At 50.0% G+C, this 14,891-nt stretch carries 13 protein-coding genes; 5 read left to right on the top strand and 8 right to left on the bottom strand.

The window, feature by feature from the left end:
* Positions 1-87: 87 nt before the first annotated feature.
* The 4 genes from JIG40_RS15440 to gap all read right to left on the bottom strand — a co-directional run bounded on the left by JIG40_RS15440 (position 88) and on the right by gap (position 4,140).
* Positions 88-1,020, bottom strand: coding sequence for a ChaN family lipoprotein (locus tag JIG40_RS15440; RefSeq protein ID WP_199465613.1), 933 nt, complete (start codon positions 1,018-1,020; stop codon positions 88-90).
* Between the two features lie 77 nt (positions 1,021-1,097).
* Positions 1,098-1,928 carry a 23S rRNA (guanine(745)-N(1))-methyltransferase gene (gene rlmA / locus JIG40_RS15435; protein ID WP_158142267.1) on the bottom strand — a complete coding sequence of 277 codons (831 nt, stop codon included), beginning with the start codon at positions 1,926-1,928 and terminating at the stop codon, positions 1,098-1,100.
* An 82-nt stretch (positions 1,929-2,010) separates the two neighbouring features.
* Positions 2,011-2,895, bottom strand: a complete 885-nt coding sequence (locus JIG40_RS15430; protein WP_199465612.1) for a D-hexose-6-phosphate mutarotase — start codon at positions 2,893-2,895, stop codon at positions 2,011-2,013.
* A gap of 249 nt (positions 2,896-3,144) precedes the next feature.
* Positions 3,145-4,140, bottom strand: a complete 996-nt coding sequence (gap, locus tag JIG40_RS15425) for a type I glyceraldehyde-3-phosphate dehydrogenase (protein ID WP_020327886.1) — start codon at positions 4,138-4,140, stop codon at positions 3,145-3,147.
* A 338-nt stretch (positions 4,141-4,478) separates the two neighbouring features.
* Here gap and msrB point away from each other — a divergent pair, with 338 nt between their 5' ends.
* Positions 4,479-4,883 carry a peptide-methionine (R)-S-oxide reductase MsrB gene (gene msrB / locus JIG40_RS15420; protein WP_020431689.1) on the top strand — a complete coding sequence of 135 codons (405 nt, stop codon included), beginning with the start codon at positions 4,479-4,481 and terminating at the stop codon, positions 4,881-4,883.
* 43 nt (positions 4,884-4,926) lie between these two features.
* Here the strand turns inward: msrB and JIG40_RS15415 are convergent, their stop codons facing one another.
* The gene (locus JIG40_RS15415) at positions 4,927-5,748 is read right to left on the bottom strand and encodes a DUF2989 domain-containing protein (RefSeq protein WP_199465611.1); all 822 of its coding nucleotides are present in this window, start codon (positions 5,746-5,748) and stop codon (positions 4,927-4,929) included.
* Positions 5,749-5,862: 114 nt separating this feature from the next.
* Here JIG40_RS15415 and JIG40_RS15410 point away from each other — a divergent pair, with 114 nt between their 5' ends.
* Positions 5,863-6,147 carry a DUF1315 family protein gene (locus JIG40_RS15410; protein ID WP_020327882.1) on the top strand — a complete coding sequence of 95 codons (285 nt, stop codon included), beginning with the start codon at positions 5,863-5,865 and terminating at the stop codon, positions 6,145-6,147.
* A gap of 80 nt (positions 6,148-6,227) precedes the next feature.
* On the opposite strand, the gene ansA is transcribed toward JIG40_RS15410, so the two are convergent.
* Together ansA and sppA are read right to left on the bottom strand one after the other, a co-directional pair.
* On the bottom strand, positions 6,228-7,241 hold the full coding sequence (ansA, locus tag JIG40_RS15405; protein WP_020327881.1) for an asparaginase: 1,014 nt from the start codon (positions 7,239-7,241) through the stop codon (positions 6,228-6,230).
* Between the two features lie 133 nt (positions 7,242-7,374).
* The gene (sppA, locus tag JIG40_RS15400) at positions 7,375-9,225 is read right to left on the bottom strand and encodes a signal peptide peptidase SppA (protein WP_047462776.1); all 1,851 of its coding nucleotides are present in this window, start codon (positions 9,223-9,225) and stop codon (positions 7,375-7,377) included.
* Positions 9,226-9,436: 211 nt separating this feature from the next.
* Between sppA and JIG40_RS15395 the strand changes: the two genes are divergently transcribed.
* A complete protein-coding gene (locus JIG40_RS15395) occupies positions 9,437-11,440 on the top strand; it encodes an NADPH-dependent 2,4-dienoyl-CoA reductase (protein WP_047462773.1) in 2,004 nt (667 codons plus the stop codon).
* 69 nt (positions 11,441-11,509) lie between these two features.
* On the opposite strand, the gene purU is transcribed toward JIG40_RS15395, so the two are convergent.
* On the bottom strand, positions 11,510-12,343 hold the full coding sequence (purU, locus tag JIG40_RS15390) for a formyltetrahydrofolate deformylase (protein WP_024373156.1): 834 nt from the start codon (positions 12,341-12,343) through the stop codon (positions 11,510-11,512).
* A gap of 295 nt (positions 12,344-12,638) precedes the next feature.
* Here purU and JIG40_RS15385 point away from each other — a divergent pair, with 295 nt between their 5' ends.
* Positions 12,639-12,839: a hypothetical protein gene (locus JIG40_RS15385; RefSeq protein WP_020327876.1), complete on the top strand. Its 201-nt coding sequence runs from the start codon at positions 12,639-12,641 to the stop codon at positions 12,837-12,839.
* A gap of 117 nt (positions 12,840-12,956) precedes the next feature.
* The gene (locus JIG40_RS15380; protein ID WP_199465610.1) at positions 12,957-14,885 is read left to right on the top strand and encodes an ATP-dependent DNA helicase; all 1,929 of its coding nucleotides are present in this window, start codon (positions 12,957-12,959) and stop codon (positions 14,883-14,885) included.
* The last annotated feature ends 6 nt before the right edge of the window (positions 14,886-14,891 follow it).

Here is a 14,891-nt window from a genome sequence, read left to right as displayed (position 1 = left end):
AACTTGTGCGATTTTTACACATTTTGTGTGCTAATTCGTCAAGCAAACATTATGCCTGTTTTGATAATCATCAGGATTAAAAGCAAACTATTCGTTGTTCAATGGCTTACAGGTTAAATCGGCATTGCGATGTGTCAGCTGTTTAAACGCTTCCATCTGATGTTCAGGTTTAACGTAGCGCACTGGCGGCGCAAGCACCCGCAGCTGATAGTCCTGGCCTTCCGTTTGCCAGTCTGAAACAGGAGTGACAACAACGATGTTCAGCGATGGATTACGGCGCAGAATGGATGCGGCGGTTCCTAGGCCATTCTGAGTATGGAATAAGCCAGCAATATGCATCACGCGTGCGCCCGGATGCTTAGTCAGGTAATTCACAATACTTTCCGCCATTGTTTCATCCCAGGTGATCTGTGCGGCAAATTGGTTCTCGGTTTGTTGGGGTGTGCCATGATGCATGGAAGCCATAAACTGTTGTTTGTAGACTGAATCTTGCGTATTGATTTGCGCTGCAACCTGAAGGCGTTCATCGGGTGTCAGCTGCTCGAGATAAGCCGCGCCATAGCGGCCGATGCAGCGCACGACAGATTTAGGGGCATTGGCGGCAATGACGGCAATTTTCTGCTGCTTGGCAAGTTCTACCAAAGGCCGGTAATCACTTTCATAGTTTGGCCAGGCACTGGTTTGTTGAATCAGATATTGTTCGCCGATTTCACCCCGCAGGTATGCATCCACGAGGGCTTGATCCGGGCGAGAAAACTGTTCCATCGATAGCGCAACCGGGCGTTTTGATTTGCTCAATTCTTGCAGCAACTCAGTTTGAAAACGGTGAATGCCGGCATGGGTGTGCCATTCGCCGACTAAGATGACATCAGCGTCTCTGATATCCTGAGTAAACTGCGATAGGGTGAGTGAGTTACCCATAGGGGAGGCGAGTTGATAGTCGTAATAAGTGGTAACTTGGGGTGTTGCTGCGCAACCCATGAGGGATGCTGAAAGCAGTAGGGGTAGGGCAAATCGCATAAAAGGCCTCCATTGAAAATCGGCTAATGGTAATGGAGAGCCTTTTGGGTTGCAAATAAAATGAGAATTATTATCGTTTATTCGCTTGGGGATTGTTTACGGTAAACTCGCAACATAAAGTCCGCTTCACACTCAAATTGCTCAGAGGCACGAACCTCAGATTTGAACTCTTCGCTGGCACGCCATGCGAATGGTGTCATCTGTAGCAGGTCAAACGCCTCTTCTCCGGATAATGTCATCATATAGTTCAGCTTTTGCTGAGTTTCCAGCTCAAAACCATCGATGATCTCAGGTTGCTCTTCATGGAGGCGAACATCTTGATAAATGCCTTGTTTGAACTGATAAAGATGACGTGCAGCGGGCGTTACCGTGATCACAGCACCATTGTTTCGCACACAACGCTGCAACTCTTCAGCTTTGCACGGCGCATAAATGCGCAGAATGCCATCCAGTGCTGCATCAGCAAACGGCAGGCGATGGCTGGATGCAACGGTGAACTCACAGTTGGTGTAACGTTTGGCTGCGTATCGAACCGCAATTTTGGAGATATCTAGTCCGTAAGTTTGTGCTTGTGGGTTTTGAGCTTGAAGCGCGTTGGCGACGTAAGTGGTGTAGTAGCCTTCGCCACAACCAATGTCCAGCAGTTGATGTTGGCTGCCTTGCAGCGCCTGAGCACACAGTACCGCGATTTGGTCACGCATAGGGTCATAATGGCCCGCTTCCAGAAAACGGCGTCTGGCCTGCATCATCTCTTTATTATCACCGGGATCTTTGGAGCGCTTGTGATGGGCTGGCATCAGGTTGACGTAACCTTCTTTGGCGACATCAAACTGGTGACGGTTTTCACAGGCGTAAGTCCGTTCGGTTAAAGATAAAGGTTGCTGACATAGGGGACACTGGTAAGCCATGGTGATCTCACGTTAAAAATTGAGGCGTAAGTTTAGCGGCAAGCACACAAAATAAAAAGGACAGCCGAAGCTGCCCTTAACATTATTTCACGGACAATGTGGTTGTCAGTAAATACTGCTCGCCCGGTTGAAGGGTTTTGCCTGCCGATAGGCAAGGCGCATGGAGAGTCGACTCTACACACAGCATAGTTTTGTAGCCATCGTCAGTCATATCACCAATCGATGCGGCGCCTTGTGACCAAGGGTTCCACAACACTGCCGAGTTGTGGCCGCTATTTTCGACCACCAACGTGCGTTTTAATACCGGGTCCTGCACTTCGATTTGTACTTCCGGTTGAGTGTAGACGCGATCAATTGTGTCAGTCAGAACCAGAGTTTCACCACCTTGACAAACTTTGGCGTCTTGCAGGCTGTCGATGTATTCCGCGCCCATGCCTGTGGTTTGTACCTGAGTGATGTCGCCCACGTTCAGGTACGTATGCAGTGCACCGGAGAAGGTCCAGGCTTTTTCATCTGTATTGTGGATTTCCAGAGAGACTTTTAGCTGCTCGGACACTTCGACATGCAGCAGAACGTCAAACTGATATGGCCAGATTGCCAGAGTGGCGTCGTTTGCGTTCAGGCCAAGGGTCACTATCACGCCCTGTTCGTTTTCGCGATGCTCAACGAGTCGCCATTCGTTGCTGCGGGCAAAACCGTGACCAGGATTCGCTAAACGGCCAAACCAGGGCCAGCAAACCGGAATGCCACCGCGCAGAGCGGTTTTGCCATCAAAAATTGCCGCATCACTCATCCAAATGAGATCAGGTTGTCCGGCGGGTTGGAATGAGACCACGTGGCCGCCATGCAGAGCAATACCTGCTGTGGCTTTTTCATGAATCACGCGGACGATTTTAACCTGTTGGTACTCGACTACAGTCACGCAGTCGGATAAAACGGTGAGGGCAGAAAGAGACTGTAAATCCATAAGTAACGCTCCTGAGTATTGCGCTCCGGGCCTGAATACCTTGCGGCTACTATCTCTTATGTCTTTCGGTGGACCGTCCAGCGATGCAGGACGAGCGACTCAAAATGACCGCCGTGGGTATGCGGGGAACGCCTTGTACATCGGCAACAAACATGCCGCCGATAAAAGTCAGAGACTAAAAAGGCGACCCTAGAGTCGCCTTTCGTTCTGCGCTTTATCAATAAGATTAAGCTTCGCTAAACGCTTACATTATTTAGAGATGTGAGCGATCAGGTCTAGAACTTTGTTTGAGTAACCGATTTCGTTGTCGTACCAAGATACAACTTTAACGAATTTGTCAGTCAGTGCGATACCAGCTGCTGCATCGAATACAGAAGTACAAGTTTCGCCGATGAAGTCTTGAGAAACTACTGCGTCTTCAGTGTAGCCTAGAACGCCTTTCAGTTCGCCTTCAGAAGCTTCTTTCATTGCTTTACAGATGTCTGCGTAAGAAGCTGCTTTGTCTAGGTTAACAGTCAGGTCAACTACAGAAACGTTAGCAGTTGGTACGCGGAAAGCCATACCAGTCAGTTTGCCGTTCAGTTCTGGAAGAACAACGCCTACTGCTTTAGCTGCACCAGTTGAAGATGGGATGATGTTCTGAGAAGCACCACGACCACCGCGCCAGTCTTTCGCAGAAGGACCGTCAACAGTTTTTTGAGTTGCAGTAGTAGCGTGAACTGTAGTCATAAGACCAGACACGATACCGAACTTGTCGTTAAGAACTTTAGCGATTGGAGCCAGACAGTTAGTAGTACAAGAAGCGTTAGAAACGATGTCTTGACCTGCGTAAGTGTCGAAGTTTACGCCGTTAACGAACATTGGAGTTGCGTCTTTAGAAGGACCAGTCAGAACAACTTTCTTCGCACCAGCAGTGATGTGCTTACGTGCAGTCTCGTCAGTCAGGAACAGACCAGTTGCTTCAGCTACAACGTCAACACCGATTGCGTCCCATTTCAGGTCTTCTGGGTTACGTTCTGCAGTAACACGTACAGTCTTACCGTTTACGATCAGGTTACCACCTTCAACTTCAACAGTACCGTTGAAACGGCCGTGAGTTGAGTCGTATTTTAGCATGTATGCCATGTAATCTACGTCGATCAGGTCGTTGATACCTACAACTTCGATGTCATTGCGCTCTTGTGCTGCACGGAATACGAAACGACCGATACGGCCAAAACCGTTAATACCTACTTTGATAGTCATTATAGTTGCTCCACAACTTAATTTCTGATTAAAGATAACTGGTAGTAAAATTACAGAATCCAGTAAAAGTCTGCAACAGATAATCGGACTTAACTTGTTTAAAGTCAAAAAAAAGCGACGCTTTTTTTAACAATCGGTTGCAAATGGTTAATTTTTAAACTCGACACTGCTTATTATCTCTACCAATTGACGTAAAATACCCGAGTTATCTTAGGTAATTTAGAAAACGAAAATCCACCGTGTCATGGTGAGAAAGTATGTGCTACAAAGCGCGATGTACGCAAGTTTTTATCCAAAAAATGCACATGAATACGCTATAAGAAAGGAAAGAAAGTAACGTGGTTCTGAAAGAAGAAAAAGTAACAAAACCTGATGAATACTGGCGTGAACGCCTGAGTGAAGAAGAATACTATGTATGCCGTGAGCGAGGGACGGAGGCTCCTTTCACTGGCAAACTTTTGCATAATAAAGAGACAGGGATTTACCACTGTACATGCTGTGAAGCGCCACTTTTCCGCTCTGAAAACAAGTATGATTCTGGGTGCGGTTGGCCGAGTTTTGACGCACCGCTTAACGATGAAGCTATTCGTTATTTAGATGATCGTAGTCACGGAATGGTGCGTACTGAAATCCGTTGTGCAGCTTGTGACAGCCACTTAGGGCATGTTTTTCCCGATGGCCCGGTGACGACTGGCGAACGATTTTGTGTAAATTCTGTGTCGTTAATTTTCAACAAAATTTAAAAAAAGCGGTGAAACTTTCACCGCTGGTTGTTGAAACTTTACATCATTCCAAGATGTTAGGAATCATGTGGCTGGAGAATTGACCTGTGTTAATCGCTTTGATGACTTCGTCTGCCAAACCTTCCAGCCGCTTAAATTTGTCCTGACTGAATCCGTAGAGCAATTCCAGTTCGGCTGGGGTTGCCAGCGGTACACCAAATGATTTGCCTACCATGGCCCATACATAGGCATGTTCTTTGTCATTCAGCGCTTGGTAAGTGCTCGCGAGTGATTTAAAAATCTCTGTGTTGACGGTTTGACCATTACTGAGTTCCAACGCATGGTTCAGCAGGCGGATGGTCTTTTCACGATCCCGCGACGTGTAGAATGTCGCCAAAGCGTATTGCAGTTCGGCGGTTTCCAGCTCGGGCTTGCCTTCCATTTGCAGGAATTCACGGCGCGCCTGATTATCACCAGTCTGGCTCCACAAGAAATAGAGCGAATGCGGGGTACGCATTTGACGCAGCTCGCTAACCAGGCGTTCTTGCTCTTTGCCGGTATGAATTAGCGCATCAAAACGCCTTTCCTTCAGCGCCGATTGATCAATCGGCTGGATCTGTGATGCCAGCTCCAAGCACTTGCGGTAGGCACTAACGAAGGAATATTCCTGAATTTTGTTGTCCACACTCGGATTTTTGAGCACCTCATAGCGGTGCCAGATAAGATCGGTACGCGGAATACGGCACTGGCCGTCGTCCATGTTGAGGTGTTCGCAACGCAGGTTAGGGTTATCAGCGCAGAGCTTTTCTGTGTTCTTACGATTCTCAAAACATCCGCTGAGTAACAACGGTAGAGACAAAATAACTAAGGTTTTTACGCAGTTCATAATGTTGGCTTGTGATCCGATACACTTATTTATTTAGCTGGTCTTGACTCGATATGCCAGCCAGTTAAGGTGACGCGAACTGTTTTTATCAGCTGTGTTAAATAGGAAACAATCATGGATGCAAATCAATTAATCGATGCAATCACACCCGAAGCGTATGAGCGTTTAGTGTTCGCTGTGGAAACGGGTAAGTGGCCTGAGGGTACAACACTTTCTCAGGAGCAGCGAGATTACTGTATGCAAGCTGTGATGTTGTATCAGTCAAAACACAATCTGAATGCCGACCACATGAGTGTCGGTGTGGGGGGCGATGTGGTGTTTAAATCAAAAGCGGAGCTGAAAAAGCGTTTTCAGCAGGGTCAGGAAGACATTGTTCGCATCAACCCAAACCAAGAGTAAATCGTCAGCTCTGTGGATGAGTGCAGAAAGTCATATAAAAAACCCCGCTTTGGCGGGGTTTTGTCTCTCTATTCGTCGCGTTACAGGCTCATTTCGCCACGCAGAACTTGTTGCATGCGCACTTTCACTTCTTCGTACGATAAGTTCTGGCTCAATAGGTAATGCAGTTTTGCCAATGCCGCTTCCGGAGTCATATCAAAACCGCTGATCACGCCGGCGTCTGCCAGCGCACAGCCTGTCGCATAACCGCCCATGTTGACTTTACCCGCCAGACATTGGGTCAGGTTCACTACGATCACGCCGCGTTCAGAGGCATCTTTCAACTGCGCCAGTAGCTCTGGTTTTTGTGGTGCGTTACCGACACCGAACGTCAGCAGAATCATCGCGTTCACAGGTTGCAACAGCGTGTTGCGAATCACTTCGTGTGAGATACCCGGATACATAGTGATCACGCCGATTGGCTGTGGAGTGATGTTCTGTACACGGAATTCACCTTCCGGTTGCACGCCCAGTTTCACGTTGTTGCTCACCTGAATGTTAATACCCGCTTCCAGCAGGGGTGGCAGGTTAGGTGAGGTGAAAGCGTTAAAACCATCCGCATGGGATTTGGTGCTGCGGTTTCCGCGCATCAGCTGATTGTTGAAGAACAGCGTCACTTCGTTGATCGGGTAGTTCGCCGCAATGTGCAACGCGTTGAGCAGGTTTGCTTGACCGTCTGAACGCAGCTCTGCCAGCGGGATCTGTGAGCCTGTTACGATGACTGGCTTACCCAGGTTTTCCAGCATGAACGACAGTGCAGAGGCGGTATAAGCCATGGTGTCAGTGCCATGCAGAATCACAAAACCATCGTATTTGTCGTAGTTGTCGCGAATGTCGTCCGCAATTTTCTGCCAGTCCTCTGGCGTCATATCGGAAGAGTCGATCAGCGGTTCGTATTCATGAATGGTGAACTGTGGCATTTCCGGACGGTGGAATTCCGGCATACTCGCCAGCTGCTTCTCCATAAAGCCTTCAACCGGCACGTAACCATGATCGGATTTTTTCATACCGATGGTGCCGCCAGTGTAGGCGATATAGATATGTTTTCTTGTCATGGGGGACATCACTTTTTGTAGGGGAACAGAACGCGGATTATAGCGAAAACCACTGCAATAAAAAGAGGCGCTTATAACAAAGCGCCTCTTGATATCATGCTGGTAAGAGCAGTAGTTATAAGGCTTAACGCCGTTATTCAACCTGACAGGTCAAACAGAACGCGTAATAGCCTTTCGGATCATTGAAGCTGCTTAGCAGACTGGCGTCGGACACGAGCTGTTTGGTGGCAGGTTTTAATGCTTCTGGCATCAGGCTGGAAACATCAAGCCCCAAGCCAGCACGTACCTGACCGAACAGATCCTGCAGGAACTGCTGCGCCGGGCTCAGTGGTTCTTCCACCCAGTACAGGTTGTATGTCTCCAGTTTGGCCAAACTGGCAGCCAACGCCACTGCGTCATCGAAGTCACCCAGTTTGTCTACTAACCCGAGTTTCTGCGCATCTTGCGCAGTCCAGACGCGGCCCTGAGCCACCTTGTCGACGTCCTGTTCAGACATGTGGCGGTTTTCGGCAACCAAAGAAATGAAACGGTGGTAACCATGCTCGATACCCATTTGCAGTGCATCTTTCACGCCGTCCGTCAGCCCCGTCGTCACGCCAACGCCAGAGAAAGGTGAAGTACCAACGCCATCGGTGTACACGCCGAGCTTATTCAATCCTTTTTCAAAGGTGGTAATGACGCTGAAAATACCAATAGAGCCCGTTAGTGTGGTTGGTTGCGCTACGATTTGGTCACCGCTCATGGAGATCCAATAACCGCCAGACGCAGCCAGGCTCGACATTGAGATCACTACCGGTTTGCCAGCCGCTTTGATCGCTTCAATTTCGTTGCGAATCACTTCCGACGCAAATGCGCTGCCTCCCGGACTGTCGACACGCAGCACCACGGCTTTCACTTTGTCGTCGTTACGAGCCTGACGAAGTAGTGAGGCTAAGGTGTCACCGCCCACGGTACCGCGTGGTTGTGAGCCATCCATGATCGCACCGCTTGCGACCACGACCGCGATATCGTCGTTCGCCATGTCAAACTTTGGCGTGACCGTTGGTCGGTAATCGTAGTAGCTCACAGCGTTGTAGCTGTCATCGCCATCACTGCCAAAGATATCGGCCAACTCTTTGCGGATTTGCTGGCGTGTTGCCAATTCATCGACCAAGCCGACTTTAAGGGACAGGTCTGCCAGATTACCGGATGACTGTTTCAGCAGAGCCAGGAACTCATCCATGCTTGGAGTCAGCGTCTTTGCATCGATCTGGCGGTTCGTCGCCACATCATCCACATACGCCCCCCACAGCTGTGTTAACCAGCGAGATGCTGATTCACGCGCAGCATCCGACATGTCATCACGAATGAAAGGTTCGATCGCTGACTTATATGTGCCGACGCGGAAGACGTGCGTGTTTACATCAAGTTTTTCCAGCAGGGTTTTGTAATACAGATTGTAGGCACTGTAGCCACGCAGCATCACCGCACCATCCGGTGACAGGAAAATCTTGTTGGCGTAGCTGGCTAGGTAGTACTGACTCTGATTGTAGAAATCACCAACGGCGTAGACCGGTTTACCGGACGCCTTGAACTCATTGATCGCTTTGGCAATGTAACGCAGTTTCGTCAGGTTGGTTTCTGGCATGTCGCGAAGCGCCAGAACCAGGCCACTGACTTTCTCATCATCCTTGGCATGACGCAGTGTATCGACGATGTCGAACAGCACGTTTTCTTTCGGTAAATCCTGCCCCAATACTGAACCGGCAAAGGAGTCCATCGGGTTGACGTAGGTGCTTTGCTCCACGATCGGGCCAGACAAGTTGAGCACTAACGCAGACGCTTTGTCGACAGTTGGCGTTGGAGATTCAGCGTGGATATAGACGAAGTAAATAATCGCCAGGCTGAGAAGGAAAATCAGGTTGGTGAGGGCCAGACGAATAAAGGTGATAACTTTCCAAATACCTTTAAAAATCAGTCCGATAAATCGAAATAATTGTTTCATTGTGTCTCCAGCGCAACAAGTGAGTGGCTTGTCGAGGATAGCTCGGTCAAGTTCCCGAGAGATATTAATGAGTTACATCCTACGTTATTCATTATACCCAAACAACTGCAAGGTTGATCGGTGTTACAAATATGTAAACACGTGTTTGATTTTTAGTAATGACATACATATTCTGGTCGGACCAAAGGATAAAAATAAAAGTGATGTCACCATGTACCCACATCTGCTACAGCCTTTAGACCTTGGATTTACTCAGTTACGTAACCGCGTACTGATGGGATCGATGCATACCGGTCTTGAAGAACAAAAGGAAGGACTCCACAAACTTGCTGCCTTTTACGAAGAGCGCGCCAAAGGTGGCGTTGGTCTTATCGTTACCGGCGGTTTTTCACCGAATCTGCGTGGGCGCCTTCACCCATTCAGCGCTGAATTCAGCAAAACCAAACACGCTAAAGCGCACCAGGTAGTGACCGAAGCGGTACATCGTCACGGGGGCAAGATAGCGCTGCAACTGCTTCACGCAGGCCGCTACGCCATGCACCCATTTGCCCAGAGCGCCTCTTCAATTAAAGCACCGATCGCTAAATTTGCACCCAGCGAAATGAGCCCGCGTCAAATCCGGAAAACCATTGCGGCGTTTGCCAACAGCGCCGAACTGGCGCAGCTGGCTGGCTACGATGGTGTAGAAGTGATGGGCTCGGAAGGCTATTTGCTCAACCAATTTATCTGTAAACGCACCAACATGCGTTACGACGACTGGGGGGGCAGCTACGAAAACCGTATCCGTTTTCCGCTTGAAGTGGTGCGCGCTATTCGCGAAGCCGTCGGTAAAGAATTTATCATCATCTTCCGTCTGTCGATGCTCGATCTGGTCGAAGAAGGCAGCACTTTTGAAGAAGTGCTGATGCTGGCCAAAGCGTTAGAAGACGCGGGCGTGACGATCATCAATACGGGGATCGGCTGGCATGAAGCCCGTATTCCGACGATTGCGACTCAGGTGCCGCGAGCTGCGTTTGCCTGGGTAACCGAAAAAATCAAACCGCACCTTAAGGTGCCCGTGGTCACCTGCAACCGTATTAACACGCCGGAACAGGCAGAAAAAATTATTGCCAGCGGTCAGGCAGATATGGTGTCGATGGCGCGTCCGTTCCTGGCTGACGCAGAGTTTGTCGCTAAAGCAGAACAAGGCAAAGCCGCTTTTATCAATACCTGCATCGGCTGTAACCAAGCCTGCCTCGACAACGTGTTCCGTGGCAAACGGGCAAGCTGCATGGTCAACCCGCGTGCCTGTTATGAAACAGAAATCGTGGTGCAACCCGCAAGCGTGAAGAAAAAGGTGGCGGTGATTGGTGCCGGCCCCGCAGGTCTTGCCAGTGCGACGACGCTTGCAGAGCGTGGTCACGAGGTCGATCTGTTTGAACGTAATGACCGTATTGGTGGCCAGTTCCGCCTCGCGATGCAGATCCCGGGCAAGGAAGAGTTCCGTGAAACCATTCGCTATTTTGCCAACCGTTTGGAAGAAACGGGCGTGCGTTTGCATCTTGATACTGAAGTGACTTACGACATGTTGTCTGGCTACGACGAAGTGGTCATGGCGTCAGGCGTTGAGCCACGCAGAGTAAAAATTGAAGGCGTGGATAACCCTGAGAAAGTCGTCGATTACCAAACGCTGATCCGCGAAAAGACACCAGTCGGTGACAAGGTGGCGATCGTCGGTGCCGGCGGCATCGGTGTGGATGTGGCGACTATGATCACCGAACCGCAAGGTCACAATCTCCAAGACTGGTTGCATGAGTGGGGCATCGACACCGATATCGCGCATCCTGGTGGTTTGTACCCGCATCCGGATTCGGTCAGCGACAAAGAAGTGTGGCTGTTGCAGCGTCGTAAAGGGCGTGTCGGCCGTGGTCCGGGCAAAACCACTGGCTGGATCCATAAACGCACACTGGAAAAACGCGGCGTTCACTTACTCGGTGGTGTGAGTTACGACAGGATTGACCCTCATGGCTTGCACATCTCAATTGATGAACAGCATAAGTTGTTGGAAGTCGACAAAGTAGTGATTTGTGCGGGGCAGGAGTCAGTACGTCCGTTTGAAGACAAATGGGAGCAATTGGGCGACAAGCTGCACGTCATTGGTGGCGCCGATCATGCAGGTGAACTGGATGCGGTGCGCGCAATTCGCCAGGGTGTCACGCTGGCCGTTAAGCTGTAAATTAACCGCTCATGCGAACAATAAAAAAGGCGCGATTAAGCGCCTTTTTCGTCCCAGCAACCGAGTGGATTACAGAATCACCGTCTTGTTGCCGTATACAAACACATGATCGTTGAGCACCTTGGCTAATGCTTTGCTCAGTACGTTTTTTTCAACGTCACGGCCAGCCTGCGCCATATCTTGCGCGCTGAACGTGTGATCGACCGGAATCACGTCCTGCTTGATGATTGGTCCTTCGTCGAGATCGTTGGTCACGAAGTGCGCAGTCGCACCGATGATTTTCACGCCGCGCTCATAAGCTTGCTGGTAAGGTTTCGCACCAATGAACGCTGGCAGGAAGCTGTGGTGAATGTTGATGATTTTGTGATGGTACTTTTCAACAAAACCCGGCGTCAGAACACGCATGTATTTTGCCAGCACGACGTAATCCGGCTGGTACTTGTCAATCACTTCCAGAATCTTCTGCTCGTGTTCCTGACGGTTCAGACCTTCGTGAGACACGCAGTGATACGGGATTTCAAACTTCTCGGTCAGGCCTTGCAGCGTATCGTAGTTACCCACGACGGCGGCGATATCGACGTCCAGACTGCCATCAAAGTTTTTCATCAGAATGTCGCCCAGACAGTGGGCTTCTTTGGTCACCAGAATCACAACCCGCTTACGGCTTGAGCTGATGAGCTTACGCTTGGCACCCTGTGGCAGGGCGTGGTCTAAATCCGCCAGCAGGGTTTCATCGTTGAAGTACCCTTCCAGCTCGGTGCGCATGAAAAAATGGCCGCTGGTGTTGTCCACGTATTCATTGTTGTGAATGATGTTGAGTTGGTGCTTGTAACAAATATTGGTGATTTTAGAGATCAAACCCGGGGCATCTGTACAATGCGTGAGGAGCGTTTTCTTTTCCATTAATACAACTTCCGTGCATTTCTTTTATTTTGGAATCCCGTGTTTAGTTGAAGCGGTGTAACCCATCAACTTGAGGTGGCAGCCAGATTGGCGGCAAGAACAAGAAGGTGGGATAACGGAGTCCAATGACCTGGGATGTATAACAAGATGGACGTGCCGGAACGGTCGGGCAGTCCAAAATATAGCGTCTATAATTAATCTATTCTCACATCGGTTTCAACAACTATCACGGTCTGCTACGGGTTTATTCTTCAGTAAATTCGGGCATTTTAGTGTGCATTCAAGGTGGTGTTTTATGGATAAAGAACTTCTTGCGCGTAAGTTGTATGTCGAACGTGTTTCCGCTCTGATGGGGGATCAACCCATCAATCAGGCTTTGCTTGATACTCTTTGGGAAAACAAAGCCTCGCCAGCTGAAGCGGCAAGAGTGATGTGTGAAATCGGGACGGGTTATGATGCACCGCCCTGGATGGCCCGGTATCTGAACCGGCGTTAACTCTACTTGGTTAGCTTTGCCTCTTTTTCCTGCACGTTGGCGCGAGCGTAATCCGATTCGCGCCTTGTGCGGAAACCTGCCATAATCGCGACATTCTATTTTCCGTCAGCTCTCAGGATGATCGCAAAAACCTTCTCTCAGCAAGGCGCACTCGGCAAAGCCATTCCGGGTTTTCAGGCTCGTCAGGCGCAAATTGATATGGCCGAGGCGGTCGCTAATGCCATTAAACATAGCTCGCAGCTGGTGGTCGAGGCCGGAACGGGTACGGGCAAAACCTACGCCTATCTGGTTCCAGCACTGCTGAGCGGTAAAAAGGTGATCATCAGTACCGGCTCCAAGAACCTACAAGAGCAGCTGTTCCATCGCGATCTGCCATTGATGGTTGGCGCGCTCGGTTTTCATGGCAATGTGGCACTGCTCAAAGGGCGGGCGAACTACTTATGTCTCGATCGCCTCAGTCGCCAGATGGTGGAGAGCCATACCAACGAAGCGGATCCGACGTTACTGACTCAGTTGGTCAAAGTGCGCAGCTGGGCATCGGAAACCAAAACCGGCGATTTGGGTGAGTGCGACGATTTGCCTGAAGACAGCCTGGTGATCCCAACGATCACCTCGACCAACGATAACTGCCTTGGCAAAGAGTGCCCGAGTTATCAGGACTGTTTCGTTTCGAAAGCGCGCCGCAAAGCGATGGAGGCCGATGTGGTGGTGGTCAACCATCACCTGTTTTTGGCTGATTTAGCCATCAAAGAGACCGGCTTTGGCGAATTGATCCCAGAGGCGGACGTGTTTATTTTCGATGAAGCGCATCAACTGCCGGATATTGCCAGCCAGTATTTTGGTCAGTTGGTTTCAAGCCGCCAGATTCAGGAGCTGGCGAAAGACATCGAGATTGGTTATCGCACCGAAGCCAAAGACATGCGTCAACTGCAAAAAGTGGGCGACAAGTTAGTGCAATCGGCGATGGATTTGCGCATTGTGTTGGGTGAACCGGGTTATCGCGGTAACTGGCGCGAAGCGATGCAGTCGCCGTCTATTTCGCGCGAGATTGAACGGGTGCTTGATAGCCTCAACTTCGCCATTGATGTCCTTAAACTGGCGCTGGGTCGCAGCCAACTGCTCGATACCGCGTTTGAGCGTGCGAATCTCATCAAAGGACGCATCGAGCGAGTATGCGATGTGTCGATCACCGGTTATTCCTACTGGTATGACACCACGCCGCGCCATTTCAGCCTGCACATCACACCGCTGACGGTGGCCGATAAGTTCCATGAACAAATGGAAATGAAGCAAGGGGCGTGGATTTTTACCTCAGCAACGCTGGCGGTGAACGACGACTTCGGCCATTTTACCCATCGCTTGGGCTTGACCCCGACCGCGCAGTTTTCTCTGCCCAGCCCGTTCGATTATGAGCAGCAGGCCAAACTGTGCGTGCCACGTTATCTGCCTGAACCTAACAGTCCCGGACTTGCCGATAAACTAGTACGCATGCTGGCTCCGGTGATTGAGCAGAACCAGGGGCGCTGCTTTTTTCTTTGTACTTCGCACAGCATGATGCGCGAACTGGGAGAGCGGTTTCGTGAGCAACTGACGCTGCCAGTGTTGATGCAGGGGGAAACCAGCAAGCAGAAAACTCTGGCTGAGTTTATGGAACTCGGCAACGCGCTGCTGGTGGCGACAGGGGCCTTCTGGGAAGGTATAGATGTTAGAGGCGACACACTAAGCTGTGTTATCATCGACAAACTTCCGTTTACCGCACCTGATGACCCGCTGCTCAAAGCGCGTATTGAAGACTGCAAGCTACGTGGTGGCGATCCGTTTGCGCAGGTACAACTGCCTGAAGCGGTGATCACCTTAAAGCAGGGTGTGGGACGACTTATTCGAGACCAGAAAGACAAAGGAGCGCTGATCATCTGCGATAACCGCTTGGTGACCCGCGACTATGGCGGCATTTTCCTGGCCAGTTTACCGCCGATTCCGCGTACGCGGGATCTGGATGTGGTGAAAGACTTTCTGCAACATTTATCAGAAACAGCAATAAATTAGAGATAT

Source organism: Vibrio sp. bablab_jr001, assembly GCF_016464285.1.
Classification (GTDB): Bacteria; Pseudomonadota; Gammaproteobacteria; order Enterobacterales; family Vibrionaceae; genus Vibrio; species Vibrio fluvialis.
The sequence above is the reverse complement of the archived record's forward strand: the minus strand, read 5'-3'. Positions and strand labels throughout refer to the sequence as shown.